The organism is Silicimonas algicola, from assembly GCF_003970735.1.
GTDB classification, from domain to species: domain Bacteria; phylum Pseudomonadota; class Alphaproteobacteria; order Rhodobacterales; family Rhodobacteraceae; genus Silicimonas; species Silicimonas algicola.
Map to the genome: position 1 here is coordinate 1,627,181 of NZ_CP034588.1, position 16,426 is coordinate 1,643,606.

Annotated in this window: 15 protein-coding genes; 7 read left to right on the forward strand and 8 right to left on the reverse strand. The window is 63.2% G+C overall.

Annotated elements, in window-relative coordinates; translation table 11 throughout:
- The first annotated feature begins 88 nt into the window (after positions 1 to 88).
- A complete protein-coding gene (locus EF888_RS08145; RefSeq protein ID WP_109759972.1) occupies positions 89 to 568 on the forward strand; it encodes a phage terminase small subunit P27 family in 480 nt (159 codons plus the stop codon).
- Between the two features lie 34 nt (positions 569 to 602).
- On the opposite strand, the gene EF888_RS08150 is transcribed toward EF888_RS08145, so the two are convergent.
- Complete coding sequence (locus EF888_RS08150) at positions 603 to 830, reverse strand: hypothetical protein (RefSeq protein ID WP_109759971.1); 228 nt, start codon at positions 828 to 830, stop codon at positions 603 to 605.
- A 341-nt stretch (positions 831 to 1,171) separates the two neighbouring features.
- Here EF888_RS08150 and EF888_RS08155 point away from each other — a divergent pair, with 341 nt between their 5' ends.
- On the forward strand, positions 1,172 to 1,396 hold the full coding sequence (locus EF888_RS08155; protein WP_126918538.1) for a hypothetical protein: 225 nt from the start codon (positions 1,172 to 1,174) through the stop codon (positions 1,394 to 1,396).
- Between the two features lie 714 nt (positions 1,397 to 2,110).
- Here the strand turns inward: EF888_RS08155 and EF888_RS08160 are convergent.
- From EF888_RS08160 to kdpF, 6 genes are all read right to left on the reverse strand, one after another.
- Positions 2,111 to 2,800, reverse strand: a complete 690-nt coding sequence (locus EF888_RS08160) for a response regulator transcription factor (protein ID WP_109759970.1) — start codon at positions 2,798 to 2,800, stop codon at positions 2,111 to 2,113.
- On the reverse strand, positions 2,797 to 5,496 hold the full coding sequence (locus EF888_RS08165; RefSeq protein WP_338143057.1) for an ATP-binding protein: 2,700 nt from the start codon (positions 5,494 to 5,496) through the stop codon (positions 2,797 to 2,799). Before EF888_RS08165 ends, EF888_RS08160 begins: the two co-directional genes overlap by 4 nt.
- Positions 5,462 to 6,034: a potassium-transporting ATPase subunit C gene (locus EF888_RS08170; RefSeq protein ID WP_109759968.1), complete on the reverse strand. Its 573-nt coding sequence runs from the start codon at positions 6,032 to 6,034 to the stop codon at positions 5,462 to 5,464. Before EF888_RS08170 ends, EF888_RS08165 begins: the two co-directional genes overlap by 35 nt.
- 24 nt (positions 6,035 to 6,058) lie before the next feature.
- Positions 6,059 to 7,720, reverse strand: a complete 1,662-nt coding sequence (kdpA, locus tag EF888_RS08175) for a potassium-transporting ATPase subunit KdpA (RefSeq protein WP_109759967.1) — start codon at positions 7,718 to 7,720, stop codon at positions 6,059 to 6,061.
- Positions 7,721 to 7,817: 97 nt separating this feature from the next.
- Positions 7,818 to 9,830, reverse strand: coding sequence for a potassium-transporting ATPase subunit KdpB (gene kdpB, locus EF888_RS08185; protein ID WP_109759965.1), 2,013 nt, complete (start codon positions 9,828 to 9,830; stop codon positions 7,818 to 7,820).
- 9 nt (positions 9,831 to 9,839) lie between these two features.
- Positions 9,840 to 9,929, reverse strand: a complete 90-nt coding sequence (kdpF, locus tag EF888_RS08190) for a K(+)-transporting ATPase subunit F (protein ID WP_080517485.1) — start codon at positions 9,927 to 9,929, stop codon at positions 9,840 to 9,842.
- A gap of 565 nt (positions 9,930 to 10,494) precedes the next feature.
- On the opposite strand from kdpF, the gene EF888_RS08195 reads away from it, so the two are divergent.
- From EF888_RS08195 to EF888_RS08215, 5 genes are all read left to right on the forward strand, one after another.
- Positions 10,495 to 11,886: an FAD-binding oxidoreductase gene (locus EF888_RS08195; RefSeq protein ID WP_109759964.1), complete on the forward strand. Its 1,392-nt coding sequence runs from the start codon at positions 10,495 to 10,497 to the stop codon at positions 11,884 to 11,886.
- A 527-nt stretch (positions 11,887 to 12,413) separates the two neighbouring features.
- The gene (dctP, locus tag EF888_RS08200) at positions 12,414 to 13,403 is read left to right on the forward strand and encodes a TRAP transporter substrate-binding protein DctP (RefSeq protein ID WP_109759963.1); all 990 of its coding nucleotides are present in this window, start codon (positions 12,414 to 12,416) and stop codon (positions 13,401 to 13,403) included.
- Positions 13,404 to 13,463: 60 nt separating this feature from the next.
- Positions 13,464 to 13,982 (forward strand): TRAP transporter small permease, encoded by a 519-nt coding sequence (locus EF888_RS08205; RefSeq protein WP_109759962.1) that lies wholly within the window; start codon positions 13,464 to 13,466, stop codon positions 13,980 to 13,982.
- Positions 13,979 to 15,274 carry a TRAP transporter large permease gene (locus EF888_RS08210; RefSeq protein ID WP_109759961.1) on the forward strand — a complete coding sequence of 432 codons (1,296 nt, stop codon included), beginning with the start codon at positions 13,979 to 13,981 and terminating at the stop codon, positions 15,272 to 15,274. Before EF888_RS08205 ends, EF888_RS08210 begins: the two co-directional genes overlap by 4 nt.
- Before the next feature lie 16 nt (positions 15,275 to 15,290).
- Positions 15,291 to 15,740, forward strand: a complete 450-nt coding sequence (locus tag EF888_RS08215) for a type II 3-dehydroquinate dehydratase (protein ID WP_109759960.1) — start codon at positions 15,291 to 15,293, stop codon at positions 15,738 to 15,740.
- Here EF888_RS08215 and EF888_RS08220 read toward each other — a convergent pair.
- Positions 15,737 to 16,420, reverse strand: a complete 684-nt coding sequence (locus EF888_RS08220; RefSeq protein WP_109759959.1) for a GntR family transcriptional regulator — start codon at positions 16,418 to 16,420, stop codon at positions 15,737 to 15,739. The two genes, EF888_RS08215 and EF888_RS08220, sit on opposite strands and share 4 nt — an antisense overlap.
- Positions 16,421 to 16,426: the final 6 nt, after the last annotated feature.

Below are 16,426 nucleotides of genomic sequence, written 5' to 3' on the forward strand. Positions count from 1 at the left end.
AGACCCTGCGCGTCATGAACGCCGTGCTGGACGCGGAGCGCGAGCGGCAGCTCGTGATCGAGCAGACACCGGATGCGGAGATCGTGCGATGAGGGGTCCGAAGCCAAGACCCGCGCGGTTCGTCGGTCAGGACGACTCCCACGCGGTCTCGCCTGACGCGCTGCCGCGCTGCCCGGCACATCTTGGCCCCATCGCCCGCAAGGAATGGCGAAGGCTGGCTGCCCCCCTGCACAAGCTCGGCATCGTCACCGTCGCCGACCGCCCCGCTTTCGCGGCTTACTGCCAGGCCCGGGAGCGTTGGGTCGAGGCCGAGGAGCAGCTCCAGAGGACGCCGATGCTCCTGAAGACGCCCTCGGGCTACGTCCAGCAGTCGCCCTGGCTCTCGATCGCCAACAATCAGATGGAACTGATGGCGCGCTACATGGCGGAGCTTGGGCTGACACCGTCGGCGCGGCGCAGGGTCATGCCAGAAGGTATCGAGGCCAACGAGCCGCTGATCATCTTCAAGACGGTCTATGAATGGAAGGCAAAGAGATCGACGCCGCTCCGGACGGTCGACGACCGATGATCCGGTTGCCGCCGGGCGCGGAGAATGAGTGAGGTCAGGCAGCCCTGGAGAGGACGTTGCGCGAATACGTTCTGTGGAGCAGTAGGGCACGGCTGCGACGTCGAATGACCTCCGAACCTGCTCTCAGGCCTTCGATGCTGAAATACGCCTGCTTAACGGCCTGACGCTGTAACCGGCTCTTCCGCAGGATCCGGATCAGCAGCGCAAAGGCTGCAAAGGCCGCCAGTGGAGACGTCAGTCCAATGAAAACGAAGAGGTCCATCGAGTGTCTTTCATGTTCTGCGCAGGGCGGCGTCAGTGGCGCCTCCTCGTGGCTTCATTGCTTGAACAGAGAACTCGAAAACGACTGACCCGAACTCGCAGCCGAAGCCGCCGCCATCATGGCCAAGGGCTGAAACCTTCGCGGATAAGTTGTGACGCCGCCCGGGCGGCGAGACGGTTTGCGATGGTGAGGGACATTGTTGCGCGAGTGAAGGAAGAAGCCGCTGCCGCTTTGACCGGGGGACAGAACTGCCGGTAGGATGAGCCAGTGTATCCTGTTGCGGTGCCTATCGGCCTCCATGTTGGAGGACCGCGTAGACCGCCTGTTAACGAGAGGTGGCGATGTTTGCCACGCATGCGAAGCCGAGGGCTGTGAGCCTGCCGGCACTGGAAGCTCCCCAGCTACGTAGAACTGATCGCTCCGATGCCATGAGGCAGCTGTCAGGCTGCGTCGAGATCACCGGCTACGGAGAAGGCGGCCTGAGCCTGGCGAGACTGAATCGAAGCAAATACCTTGCGATCGTGACCATCTTCCTGCTCGCAACCGTCTTGCAAACTCTTCCTTGAGGGATTGAAGCGGGCACGAAGGACGAGTCGCGCGGTGTGACGCGGCGGTGTTTTGGGGTGTAGGTCTCTGGTGATATACTTCCGGACACCGGTGCGCCAATCCGGCCGCCGGAAACCTCGAACGGAGAATCGTCATGAAGTCCGTAGTCCTAGGAAATGTCAGCTTTATTAGGCGGGCAGCCTGAACAATTCGATTTCAGGGGCGCTAGACTAGCCGCGACCGCATCCAACCGTTGCTGGGTTGCGTCGCCTAAAGTCAGGAATGGCGTCGAGTGCCGGAATGGGCGGTCGGCAGCGTACGTTGGGCGATAGATGAAGATCGTGGAAGGGCGGCAAGCAGGACTCCGCTGCGCAACGCACGAAGGACAAAAAGGGCGGCGAGCAGACGGATGCTGCCGCGGCAGTGCACCCGCAGCATCCTACGAAAGCGGCCAGTCACTCCGCCGTCCTCAACCGGCGGCAATGTGCAGAAAGCGTGCTTTGTAAAGCTGAGGTCGCCAAGCGAAGCCACCAAATGCATCCGCCGCTTTGCTGTCGTTCGCTCCCCTCGCATTGGCGGAAAGTGGCTTCCCGAAGCTGTCTCGCGTGCCGCGCGTTTTCCTGATTTCAGATCTCGTGCCCGCAGGGACGGCACGCCCCTGCGGTTACGCCACCGAAATTGCCCTTCAACAACGCCAAGGTGGGTGCATGCACTGTGCCACGAACCCAATCATGCTACGCCCTGCCTGGGTCCCGCAGCCGATACCCGACCCCCGGCTCATTCTGGATCAGCCTCGGAGCCGAGGGGTCTTCCTCGAGTTTCTTGCGCAAGGAACGGACGGTAACGCGTAGATATTCGACATGGTCGGAGTGAGCCGGGCCCCAGACTTCTCGCAGAAGGTGCGTATGGGTCAGGACTTTGCCCGGATGGCTGGCCAAAACGGCCAGGAGCATGAACTCCTTCGGCGTGAGTTTCACCTCGGCGCCATTCTTCCAGACGCCATGAGCATCGAGGTCGATAGCGACGGGTCCGACCGTCAGCTTGCGCAGGTGTCCATGGCTCTGATCTGCCCTGCGCAGGCACGACCGTATCCGGGCCATGAGCTCCTCGCTGTCGAACGGCTTGGTGACGTAGTCATCGGCGCCTAGGTCAAGGGCCGCGACTTTTTCGCTTGATGCCTCTCTGGCCGTCAGCACAATGATTGGCACGAGTTTCTCGCGGAACGTCCCGATCAGTTCCAGCCCGTCGCGGTCGGGTAGACCCAGGTCCAGAAGCACGAGCTTCGGCACAGACCGTCGAAGTGCATCGAGCGCGGCCGCCCCGCAATCCGCCTCGACGGTCGCATATCCGCTGCGCTCGATGGCCACACGAAGTAGGCGGCGGATCGGCATTTCATCGTCGACGATCAGGATGTGCCCGCTCACGCGATGTCCTCCATCGACACATGCACCGTTGCATCATGCGGGATACGGATCGTGAAGCGCGATCCGCCGCCCGGACGCCGCGCAGCCTCGACCGTGAAGCCCATCGCCTCCACGAAGCCCTTGACGATGGCAAGGCCGAGCCCCGATCCGCCGGTACGATCCGACGTCTCGCCGCGGGCGAAGCGGTCGAAAATGCGCTGTTCGCTGCCTTGGGGAATGCCGGTGCCACCATCGAGCACGTCGATCACCGGGCCGCGCCGCCCCATCCGCGCGATAATCTCGATCGGTTCCTCCTGCGGCGAATACTTGGCCGCATTGTCGACGAGGTTCAGAAGCGCGTGGTTCAACAGAACCGCGTCAGCCCGCACGAGAGGCAGGTTCGGGTCGATCGATGTCTGCACCTTTCGTCCCGCCAACGTCTTGACCGAATCGCCGACCGCCGAGGCGATCACGTCGGTCAGATCGGTAGGCACAAGATCGGGCGTGACGGCGCCTTCCTCGATCCGCGTCAGGTCCAGCAGATCGGACAGGAACCGGTTCAGCCTGCGGGCCTCGCTGCGCACCGTATCGACCAGCTCGGCCTCGTCACCTGTCGCCGAGAGCGCCTCGGCCGCCGCGGTCACGGCGGTCAGGGGTGTGCGCAGGTCGTGGCTGAGCGACGCGAGCAGCGCCGCGCGCAAACTATCGCGCTGGCGGACCACCTCCATGTCCCGCATGTCGGCTTCCAGCTTCAGGCGCTCGTGCGCCAGTGCGGCCTGGTCGATCAGGCTTTCGGCGAGGGCCGCGCGCTCGGTTGGAATGGGGTCGCGGCCGGGCGGGCCACGGAAGCCCAGGACCGCAAGCGTTCCGAGGGACGTCTTGAGGGGACGGAACTGCCATTCGCTAGCCGTGAGGGTGTTGGTTCCCAAACCGGCGTCCTCTCCATGCTCCATCACCCACTCGGCCGCCGCTTGATCGATGGGGGTGAGGTCCGGCTTTGTCTGCCCGAACGCGCTGATCTCGACGCTATCCCCGGAGCGGTGCAGCACGATGGTCTGCACCGCCAACAACGACCGCAGCTCATCTCTTATGAGCTGTGCCGTCTCTTCCGTGGTGCTTGCGGCGCCGAGGCGCGTGGCGAAACGGGCGAGACCGGCGTTCTCGCGCGCGCTGCGCATCGCAAGGGCGGCGGCAGCCCGTGCGCGCGCCGCCAGCTGTCCGGTAATAATCGCAACCACCACGAGCAGCGCCGCTGTGATGATGTTCACCGGGCCGTAAATGATGAATGTGTAGAATGGGGGAAGGAAGAAGAAGTTGTAGGCGATTCCTGCTGCGATGGCAGCGATCAATCCGGCACGGAAGCCGTAGAAGCTTGCGCTGAAGATGACGGGCAGGAGGTAGAGAAGATCGATCGGGCCGCGACTGATCCAGCCCTGCGCAAGAAATGCGGCAAGCGTCAATGCTCCCACCGACCCGATTGCCATCACGTCCCCGGTCCAACTGCCGCGGGGCCACAGCCGCCGCCAGTCTCGCCCGCGCGGTGTGTCCTGAAACGGGATGACATGGATGGCGATGCCGGTCGTCCCGTCGAGGATGTCCTGAACGATTCCATCGCGCCGCCCGAACCAGCTGCCCTTGCCACGCGATCTGCCGAGGACCAGCTGCGTGGCACGCAGTTCCTTGCACTGGGCCAGCATGGCCTCCTGAACCGAGGTGGCCGGCACGGATTGCAAGCTGGCGCCAAGAGAAGCCGCGAGTGACAGGTTGCGGGCAAGCTGGGTCTTCTCGGCGTCGCTGAACCGTGCCGCAGATGGTGTCTCCACGTAAAGCGCGATGAGCGGCGCCTTCAGGGCATCGGCGAGCCTTTTGGCGGCCCTCACGACCTGCTCTCCACCGGCCGCTTCCGAGATCGCGACAAGGATGCGCTGCCCAGCGGCGTAGCCGTTCTCCTTGCCGGTGACGCTCTTGTGTTCCTGAATGCGCGCATCGACGTATTGCGCGGCATGGCGCAGGGCGAGTTCGCGCAGCGCCAGCAGGTTGCCCTTGGAAAAGAAGTGTTCAAGCGCGTGGCGGGCTTGTTCGGGCACATAAATCTTTCCGGCATCCAGACGCTTGATAAGGTCTTCGGGCGGCAGGTCGATCAGTTCGATCTCGGCATTCTCGAACACCTTGTCGGGCACGGTTTCCCGCACCCGAACATGCGTGAAGCTGCCCACGACGTCGTTCAGGCTTTCGACGTGCTGGATGTTGACCGTGGTCATCACGTCGATGCCCGCAGCCAGCAGTTCCTCGATATCCTGCCAGCGCTTGGGGTGCCTGCTGCCGGGCGCGTTGGTGTGCGCCAGTTCGTCGACCAGGACAATCTCCGGATGGCGCTCCAGGACCGCGTCGAGGTCCATCTCGGTCAGGGTCTGGCCCTTGTAGTCGATGGATTTGCGGGGGATCACCGGCAGGGGCGAGACCAGCGCCTCGGTTTCCTTCCGGCCGTGGGTCTCGACGATGCCGATGACCACATCGGCGCCAGCCTCAAGCTTTTCCGCACCTTCGAGAAGCATCTCGAAAGTTTTCCCGACACCGGGGGCGGCGCCGAGAAAGATCTTTAGGGTGCCGCGCCCCTCGCGCTCAGCTTCGCGCAGCAGGGCATCGGGCGAGGGGCGGGCGTCATCTGTCATGGGCACAGTTTTATTCTGTGCTCGCGGGACTTGCCAATTCCGCATCGAGTTCGAGGTTCAGTTCCAGTACGTTGACGATGGGCGCCGGGGTGAAGACCCCCCCGGGCCGCTCGGCCAGCCGGTCGATGATCGCCCGGACGGCTGCAGGCTCGACCCCGCGCGCCTCGGCCACGCGGACCACCTGAAACAGCGCACCCTCAAGCGAGATGTGGGGGTCAAGCCCCGCGCCCGAGGCGGTCACCAGATCGGCAGGGATCGGGGTGCCGTCCCGACCATGGGCCGCGATCAGCGCCAGCGCGCGTTCCGCCAGTTCGGGATTGGCGGGCGACAGGTTCGACCCGCCCGCGCCCGCCGCGTCATAGTCAACCGCCGATGGGCGCGGCCAGACGTATTCCGGCGAAGTAAAACCCTGCGCGATCAGGCGGCTGCCGATCACGCTGCCATCGCCCTGCGTGATCAAGGACCCGTTGGCGGTGGCCGGTGTCACCGCCTGCGCGAAGCCTAGGATGACCGTGGTGTAGCCTGCGACGCAGACCGCCATGGTGGCGGCCGTGACGCGAAGTCCCGAGATGATGTCATTCATGGGTCTGTCTCCTTTCAGCGCCGGTCAGGGCAGCGAGAAGTGTTCGGCAAGCGGGCCAAGGGCCGCCGCCGGAAGGAAGGTGAGTGCGCCGAAGATGACGACTGTCAGGCCAAGCATCGTGCCGAATGTCGCATCCTCGACGCCGAGGGTGCCTGCACTCTCCGCCGCTCGGCGCTTGGCCATCAGGCTGCCCACGATGGCGAGCGGCAAGATGATCGGCAGGTAACGGCCCAGCAGCATCACGACGCCGGTGGCGATATTCCAGGCCCAGGTTCCGTCGCCCAAGCCCTCAAAGCCCGAGCCGTTGTTGGCCGCAGCCGACGTGAACTCGTAAAGGATCTCCGAGAAGCCGTGCGCGCCCGGGTCTTGAACAGTGGCCTGGCCCAGCGATGTCGCGGCGAAGAGTGCCGTGGGCCCAAGGATCAGGAACGCGTGAGAGAACAGCGCCAGAATGGCCAGCCGTACCTCCTTTGCCTCGATTCTGTGGCCGAGGTATTCCGGCGTGCGCCCGACCATCATGCCCGCGACGAAAACCGCGACGATGATGTAGAGGAACATGTTGATCATCCCGACGCCGACGCCGCCGAAGGTCGCGTTCAGCCACATGCCCGCCATGGGCATCAGGCCGGTCAGCGGGTTGAGGCTGTCGTGCATCGCACCAACCGACCCGTTCGAGGTGGAGGTTGTCAGCACCGCCCAGAGCGGCCCGCCGGTGGCGCCGAAGCGCAGTTCCTTGCCTTCGAGGTTGCCGGTGTCCGTGGACACGGGCAGTTCGGCAAAGGCCGGGGTCGGCGCGGATTCAAAGGTCACCGAACCCGTGATCTTGACCAGGATGAACAGCGCCATCACGGCAAAGATGACGGTGGCGTGTTTCATCCGGCCAAGGATGCCGCCGAACATCCAGACGCAGGCCATCGGGATCAGCATGATAGCGATCATCGCCAACCCGTTGGTCCAGAAGCTGGGGTTCTCCAGCGGATGCGTGGCGTTGGGGCCGAAGAAGCCGCCGCCATTGGTGCCCAACTGCTTGATGGTCAGGAACGCCGCGACGGGGCCGCGCGCGATGGTCTGCGTCACCCCCTCGAGCGTCGTGGCCACCGCAGAGCCCTGCAGCGTCATCGGCATGCCCATAAGCACCATCAGCATCGCGACGATCAGTGCCAGCGGCAGCAGGACAAGAAAGCTGGCCCGCTGCACGTCGATCATGAAGTTGCCAAGGCTCGCGCGCCCGGCAATGCCGCGCGCCAGCGCGGCCAGCGCCGCGATGCCCGTGGCGGCCGAGACGAACTGCAGCCACATCAGCCCTGCAAGCTGGCTGAGGTAGCTCATCGACGCCTCGCCCGAATAGTGCTGCAGGTTCGTGTTGGTGGTGAAGGACGCCGCCGTGTTGAACACCAGCGTCGGATCGTGTGGTCCCATGCCGTCCGGGTTCAGCGGCAGGTATTGCTGCAACCCGAGGATCGTGAAGGTCACTGTGAACATGATGGCGTTGAAGATCAGCATCGTGACCAGGTAGCGCTTCCAGCCCTGCTCCTCGGTGGCGCCGCCGATCCGCCCGAAGAGGCTGGTCCAGCCCGTCATCTGGCCGGGAGCGGGGTCCATGGCCATTTTCATCCAGGCCCCCAGCGGTAACGACAGGAGTGCCGTTCCGCCGATGATCAGGGCGACGATAAAGACATGTTCCATCTGTTCAGTCCTCGAAAAGCCGGGTCACGACGCCGATCAGCGCGGCGAAGATCGCAATCCCGAGTGCATAGGTAAGAATGATCATGTGCGTCTCCCTTCACGCGAGGCCGAGGCCGGATACGACCAAGTCGATCAGCTTGATGCCGACGAAGGGGACGATCAGGCCGCCGAGGCCGTAGATGCCGAGGTTGCGGACAAGCTGGCGCGATGCGCTCTGCGGGCAGTAGGTCACCCCGCGCAGAGCCAGTGGGACCAACAGCGGGATGATGACGGCGTTGAAGATAATCGCCGACAGGATTGCGCTCTGCGGACTGGACAGCCCCATGACGTTCAGCGCGTCGAGGCCCGGATAGAGCGCCACGAAGATCGCCGGAAGGATGGCGAAATACTTGGCGACGTCATTCGAGATCGAGAAGGTGGTCAGTGCGCCACGTGTCATCAGCAGCTGCTTGCCGATCCCCACGATCTCGATGAGTTTGGTGGGGTTGTTGTCGAGGTCGACCATGTTGCCTGCCTCGCGCGCGGCCTGGGTGCCGGTGTTCATGGCGACGCCGACATCGGATTGCGCCAGAGCGGGCGCGTCGTTCGTCCCGTCGCCGCACATGGCGACCAGCTTGCCGCCCGATTGCTCCTTGCGGATCAACTCGAGCTTGTCCTCCGGAGTCGCCTCGGCGAGGAAGTCGTCGACACCGGATTCCGCCGCGATGGCTGCAGCCGTCAGCGGGTTGTCCCCGGTGATCATCACCGTCCGGATGCCCATCCGGCGCAACTCGGCAAAGCGTTCCTTGATGCCCGCCTTGACGATGTCCTTCAGCGCGATGGCCCCGAGAAGCCGGGTGCCGTCCGCCACGGCCAGCGGTGTGCCACCGGTGCGCGCGATCTTTTCGGTGAGGGTGCGAATCTGTCTGACGGCACCCTGATCGAAATCATGCAGCTTCAGGATCGCGTCGACCGCGCCCTTGCGGATCTTCCGGTCCCCGATGTCGATTCCGCTGACGCGCGTCTGCGCGGTAAAGGATACCATTTCCGCACCCGCAGGTGCAGTCTCACCAGCCCCCGCCAACTCGACGATGGAGCGGCCTTCGGGGGTCTCATCCCCCAGTGAGGACAGGCGCGCCGCCTCGATCAGTTCACCTTCGCGCACGCCCGACAGCGGCAGGAAATCAGTCGCCTGCCGGTCGCCGAGCGTAATCGTTCCGGTCTTGTCCAGAAGCAGGGTGTCGATGTCGCCTGCCGCCTCGACCGCGCGGCCCGACTTGGCCAGGACGTTGAAGCGGATCAGCCGGTCCATGCCCGCGATGCCGATCGCCGACAGAAGCGCCGAAATGGTCGTCGGAATCAGCGCCACGAACAGCGCCACGAGGATCGGGATCGAAATGGATCCGCCCGCGTACGCGGCGAAAGCGGGCAGCGTGCTGACCGCGATCAGGAAGATGAGCGTCAGGCCGGTCAGCAGCACCGTCAGAGCGACCTCGTTCGGGGTCTTCGCGCGGCTCGCGCCCTCGACAAGGCTGATCATCCGGTCGAGGAACCCCTCGCCTGGCTCTGCGGTCACCCTGACCTTGATCCAGTCGGAAATAACCCGCGTGCCTGCCGTGACGGCGGAACGGTCACCGCCCGACTCGCGGACGACCGGTGCGGATTCCCCGGTGATCGCGGCTTCGTTGACCGAGGCCACCCCTTCGACAACCTCGCCGTCGGCCGGGATCTGATCACCGGTCTCGACGAGCACGATGTCGCCCGCGCGCAGCTCGCTGGCCGGAACGACCTTGACGGTATCGCCCTTGACCCGCTTTCCCTTCAGTTCGGCCTTGGTGGAGCGCAGCGAGGCCGCTTGCGCCTTGCCGCGGCCCTCGGCCAGTGCTTCGGCGAAATTGCCAAACAGCACCGTCAGCCAGAGCCAGAAGACGATCTGCGCCTCGAAAGCAATGTCGCCGCCCGAGATGATCGAACGCACCAGCAGAACCGTCGCAAGCAGTGCGACACTCGCCGTGGTGAACATCACCGGGTTGCGGATCAGCTGGCGCGGGTCGAGCTTGTTGAAGCTGTCCCGGATCGCTGGCCCGATGAGTTCGGCAGAAAAGATCGATGTGTTTTGGTGTTGTGCCATGCCACGCCCTCAGAACCGTTCCGGCCGCAGGAGCACGGCCAGCAGGTAGACAAGGAGCGCTGCGGCAACGATGCCGCCGAGCACGAGATCGAAGCCCATGTATCAAACCTCCAGATACCGTTTCGTCTTGGATATCTGCGCTTGATGGGCGTAAAGCCGCCATGTGAAGTTCAGGGGGCGGGAATAAGAGGGGCGTAAAAATGCTTTGAAAGTATGGGCTTGGAAAAGAATCTCCCTGGCGGCGGCCACGATCTAATTGACCCTCACGATGTGATTGTACTCGACCAGCAGGAATGGGCTGGCTGCGGGTGTCTGCTGCGCGGCGCCTGAGCGGCCGCTTTGGAGCGTGCCGTATATTGAACCGTCAGGCAGCTCCGGGCCGAAAGCGACGTGACGCTTGGTATTCCAAGTCGCGTGTCACAGATTGATCTCATGATGGTGGCCGCGTGAGGAAGCGCCCTCACGAATAGCACCAGAGGCGCGAGCGCTCTGTAGGGCATCGTCCCCCTCGCCCTCACGAGAACAGCCACGACCACAGCACGTCGCCCCCGCGACAGAGAGCTGCAAATATGGTAGAATGGTATCTTGGCCTATCGCCGCGCCTGGCCGAAGCAGCAAGGTTGTCTCTTCGGCCGTGACGGGCAACAGAGGGGGAGAGAGCGACATGGCTTCCAAGACACTCAAGGACCGCGCTGGAACGGACGTCCCGCGTGAAGCGATCGATAGACTGGCGGGCGACATTCGAGGCGAGGTGATCGGACCGTCTGACGCCGCCTATGAAGACGCCCGGCATATCTGGAATGCCCTCATCGACAAACGTCCGGGGCTCATCGTCAGATGCAGCGGGACTGCCGATGTCGTCGCCGCGGTGAATTTCGCGCGGGAGAACGATGTGCTCGTTGCCGTCCGTGGCGGCGGGCACAACGTTGGCGGCCGGGCTCTGTGCGACGATGGTCTTGTCATAGACCTGTCGCGCATGCGCGGCGTTCACGTCGATCCTGGCAGCCGCACGGTCCGGGTGCAGGGAGGCGCCACCCTCGGCGACGTCGACCGCGAGACGCATCTGTTCGGCCTGGCGGTTCCGTTCGGTGTGATCTCGAAAACGGGCGTCGGCGGCCTGACACTGGGAGGCGGCGTCGGGTGGCTGGTACGGAAATACGGTCCGACCTGCGACAACGTTCTCGAGATGGAGGTCGTCCAGGCCGACGGAACGGTGCGCACGGCGAACCCGAAAGAAAACGCGGACCTGCACTGGGCACTGTGTGGCGGCGGCGGCAACTTTGGGATTGTCACCTCGTTTCTCTACCAGGCCCACCCGGTCTCGACCGTCGTGGGCGGCCTGATCGTCTATCCGCGGGCGGCCGCCGGAAAGGTGCTCAGAGGTTACAGGGAGTTCATGGCCTCGGCGCCAGAAGACCTCACCGTGTACGCAGGACTGATCTGCACACCCGACGGCACCCCGGGGACCGCGATCATCCCATGCTGGAGCGGAGCAGATCTGGATGAGGGGAAGAAGCGGATAGAGCCTCTCACCCAGCTCGACGAACCGATGATGGTTGCAGTGGAGCCAATGCCGTTTCCCGCCATGCAATCGATCCTGGACGGCGCCTTCCCGTCGGGCACCAGGAACTATTGGAAGTCGGCATTCGTCGAGGGCTTGCCGGACGAAGTCATCGACATCGTAGAGGAGCAGGCCAAGGGAATGACCTCGCCGATGTCGGGGCTGCTGGTAGAATATTACGGCGGTGCAGGGGGGCGGAAGGCCGCGGACGAAAACGCCTTCGCGCAGCGGCGCTCCGACTACTGCATCGGCTTCATGCCTCAATGGACCGACCCTTCGGAAGACGAGTCGCATATCGCTTGGGCGCGGTCCGCCTGGGAGGCGATCCAGCCGTTCGCGTCCGAAGGGTACCTTCTCAATTATCTGTCTGCGGGTGAAGAGGATGCAATCCGGGCGGCATTTGGGTCCAACTATGATCGGCTGACGGCTCTAAAGGCACGCTATGATCCGGGGAACTTCTTCAGTCAGAACCAGAACATTCGACCTGCCGCCTGAGAAGTCCGGGAGAGAGGCGGACGTCGAACTGGAGGTGGACGAGCGTCCGCTCGGAGCTATTCGCGGTTGGAAACGGAAGTTCCCGGGCCCCGACTACCGTGCAGCAGCAAGTTGCCTTTGCAACCGAAGGAGGCGATCAGGACTCGAGACTGAAGCTCCCCAAAGAGACCCTGACCACCGGGTGTATCCGAACTCCGATTGTATGATGCTTTTCGTACGAGGCCAGTTTAGCACGGATGCGTCGTCTGCCCGGCTACAAGGGTGCCTGGACGGTCAGGAGTGCTCGGATCAGGCCTGACTGGCTGCGCACGCCGGTCTCTTCGAAGATGCGCTGAAGCTGCGTCCGGACCGAATTGATGCTGACCTCAAGTCGTTCGGACGTGCTTGCGGGCCGTTCGCATCGATCAGTGGAGCGTCCCTCTGTCGAGGAACGTAAGATATTCTGCGTTACACCTTAGGTTTTGGTTGACGGAGTTCGCGTGCCGTGAAGGATGGGGTCGGTAGCAGACGATCTCTGGGAGGATGAAATGGAACTGTTCAAGCGTCGGACCGTCACGGTCGCCGCCCTTGCTATGAGTGCGGTGTTGGGTGCTAGCGCCGTTAGCGCACAGGAAAGGCCGGTCCTGAGGCTGTCCTCTGTGGTCTCTGACAACGACATCCGTGCCGAGGCCTTTGCAAAGATCTCCGAAGCGGTTGCGGACCAGTTCGATCTGCAGGTGTTCAATGGCGCCACGCTTGTGGCGCAAGGCTCGGAGCTTACTGCGATCCAGCGCGGCAACCTCGAAGTCGGGTTGATCGCCCCACAGACGCTGGCCGAACAGTTGCCGGCATGGTCGATTGTCACCTCCGCCTACCTCTTCGACGACGTCGATCATCTCGAGCGGACCTTCGACAGCGAGGTGGGTGAGCAACTCGTCGCGATGGCCGAAGAAATCGGCGTTCACGTTCTTGCGCCGGTCTATTTCGGCACTCGGCAGGTGAACCTGGTTCCGGACCTCGAAGTGCAGACGCCCGAAGACCTAGACGGCATCACGCTCCGCATGCCCGGCGGCGACGCCTGGCAGTTTCTGGGCGAAGCCATCGGCGCAAACCCGACGCCCCTTGCTTACGCCGAGGTCTACACAGCGCTGCAAACCGGGGCGATCGACGGCCAGGACAACCCACTGCCCAACGACTACAACATGAAGTTCTACGAGGTGACGTCACAGATCGTGATGACTGGCCACCTTGTTGGCTTCGACGTTCTGGCTGTCGGAAATGACGTCTGGAACAACATGACGCCAGAACAGCAAGAACTTCTCCAGTCGGCTGTAGATACGGCCATCGAGGAGAGCACCAAGCGCCATCTCGCGCGTGAGGAGGAGTTGGTTCAGTTCTTCAAGGACGAAGGTCTGAAGGTTTACGAGCCTGACCGTGCGGCCTTCAGGGAATACGCGCAGGCCCGCTACCTCGAAAGCGAGTTTGCCGAAAGCTGGCCCGACGGCATGCTGGAAGCGATCAACGCCCTCGCCGAGTAAGGCATCGACGGCGGCGGGCCGGTCGAACGCCTGCCGCCGCTCTCATTGCGGGCCCACGACATGAGCTTTCCGTTTGCCAGCTGGAAAAGAACAGTCCGCGCTGCGGCCGACGCGGTGCCGGCTTTTCTGCTGGCTGCAATGTTCGTCTCGTTCATCATTCAGGTCGTCATGCGATACGTCGTCGACAGCCCTGTGGGCTGGACCGTCGAAGTCTGCGTGATCGCCTGGCTGTGGATTGTCCTCTGGGGTCAATCCGTGTCGACGTCGGAAGACGAAGAAATTCGCTTCGACATCATCTACGGCTCGGTCCGCCCCGCGGTGCGCCGCTGGTTCCGCGTGGTATTTTCCGCAGCGCTCGTCGCAATCTACGGAATTGCGCTTCCGGCTAACTGGGACTTCGTGACCTTCATGAAGATCCAGGAGACCTCCTATCTCGACCTCCCTTTCAGCTGGGTTTTCTCGGTCCTCATCATCTTCATGGTGGTCTCGATCCTGCGCTACCTAGTGATCTTCTGGCAGTCCGTCAGAGGACGAGAGCCAGGAGACGACGCCCTGTCCGACAGAGACCTCGCGGGATGAGCTGGGAGTTCGGCGTCACAGTCGCCGCGATCGTCGCAACGGCCATCCTCGGCCTTCCGATCGGACATGCGATGCTGGGCGCGTCCACGCTCTACCTTCTGCTTCAAGGGCGGGACATGTCCATCGCCGCCGAGCAGATGCTGAACGGCCTCTACGGCTCCTACGTGCTTCTGGCGATCCCGCTCTTCATCTTCGCAGCCGATCTGATGAATGTCGGCACCCTGTCCGACAAGCTCCTGAACTTCTGCCGCGGACTTGTCGGGCGGTTTCGAGGGGGTCTCGGCCACGTCAACGTCGTCTCGTCGCTGATCTTCTCGGGAATGTCCGGGTCGGCCATTGCCGATGCCGTCGGAATGGGCCGCATCATCATCAACCTGATGACCCGCGACGGAAAATATCCCGCCGCCTACGCCGGCGCCATCACCGCTGCTTCGGCAGTCATCGGACCGATCATTCCGCCGTCGATCCCCATGGTATTGTTCGCGCTCGTCTCGGACACATCCATCGGCTACCTGTTTCTCGGCGGTGTCGCACCAGGGCTGATCCTTGGCGTTCTGCTCATGGCGATGAATGCGTGGCAGGCACGTGTTCACGACTACCCCGTCGACGACCCCGTGCCGCTGCGCGAACTGCCGATGCTCACGTTGCGGGCCGTTCCCGCTCTGTTGATGCCGGTAATCCTCCTGGTTGGCATCTATGGGGGCGTCACCACCCCGACCGAAGCGGCGGCCCTCGCGGCGTTATACGCCTTCATTGTCTCCACGGTCTTTTATCGTTCCGTCAGCCTGAGAACCGCCTATGAGACCGTGCGCCACAGCGCCAAGTCCACAGCGAGCGTCGGCTTTCTCATCGCCGGTGCGTTGGCCTTCAACTACGTGGTCACGGTCGAACAGATCCCCAATGTAATCCAGGGGGCACTGGGGGATGCCGAGCTCTCGCGCATCGGCTTCCTTCTGTTGGTCAATCTCGTCCTTCTCGTCCTGGGCTGCCTCCTCGAAGCGAACGCCATTCTTCTGGTCATCGTGCCCATCTTCCTGCCAACGGCCGTCGCGCTCGGTGTCGACCCGGTGCATTTCGGTGTGATCGTCGTCGTGAACACGATGATCGGACTCGTCACTCCTCCCTATGGCCTCCTGCTCTTCGTGGTGACCTCCATCACGAAGTCCCCGATCGGGGAGACGATCTATTACCTCCTGCCGTTCCTCGGGATCATGATCCTCGGTCTCGGCATGATCACGTTCCTCCCCGATCTCGTCCTCTTTCTGCCGCGGCTCTACGGCTACGGCGGCTGACTTTACGGAGACTGACATGCCGCATAGACCCACCATTCTCGTCATCAACGGTCCGAACCTCGACATGCTGGGAACAAGGCAGCCCGAGATCTATGGACACGACACCTTGTCGGACGTCGAAAGGCTGTGTCGTCACACGGGCGACGAATGCGGTGTGACCATAGATTTTCGCCAGAGCGACTCGGAAGCCGAGATCATGGCGTGGATCAAGAAGGCGCGCGGTTCTGCGGCCGGCATCCTGATCAATCCGGCAGGGTTCACCTCGACCTCGATTGCGATCCTCGACGCTCTTCTGATCTTCGACGGGCCGATCATCGAGGTCCACATCTCGCCTCTCTTCCGGCGCGACGAGTTCCGTCACCTGTCCTACGTCTCGAAGGCGGCGACCGCCAAGATCGAAGGGTTCGGTATCGGCGGCTACGGCTTTGCCATCACGCGGCTCGCCGAACTGGCCCGAAAAGCCTAGGGCACCTTCCCGGTCCCGAGGATATGCTGCATCCCGCGCTCGATGTGCTGAACGAGCAGAGCTTCCGCGGCATCGGCATCGCGCGCCAGAACGTGGTCCCGCAGTTGCCTGTGGTCCGCAGCCACTCCGGAACGAAAATCGAGGACGAGCATGTGGTAGCGCGCGTAGCGGTCGAAGATCGTCGCGTGGGTCTGCATCAGCACGACCTGATCGCAGGCCGCGATCGTTGCGTGGTGGAAGCCCCAGTCGTAACGGACCCATTGAGCCACCGATCTCGACGCGCCCTTGCCAAGCTCCTGCTCGACGGTCGAGAGCTTGTGGTGCGCGGAGACGACGGCGCCCTCCCATTCGAGGTCGCCTGCGGCAATGGACCGGCGCAGCGCATTGGTCTCAAGGAGTTTGCGGAGGTCAGCGAGGTCGGCCAGCTCTTGCCGGCTTATAGGCGCGACCCTGAAGCCGCGCTGTCCCTCCGCCGTGACGAGCTGTTCCACGACGAGACGGTTGAGGATTTCCCGCGCCGTCGGAACGCTGAGGCCGTAGGTGTCCCGCATGTGGTCGAGCTTGAGCTTCTCGAGCGGTTTCAGTGCACCGTTCACAATGTCGGATCGCAGCCGACGATAGACCACGTCCCCGATCGTTTCACCGTCCTGGGCGTCAGTTTCAAACCTGAGAAAGTTCATACAGAA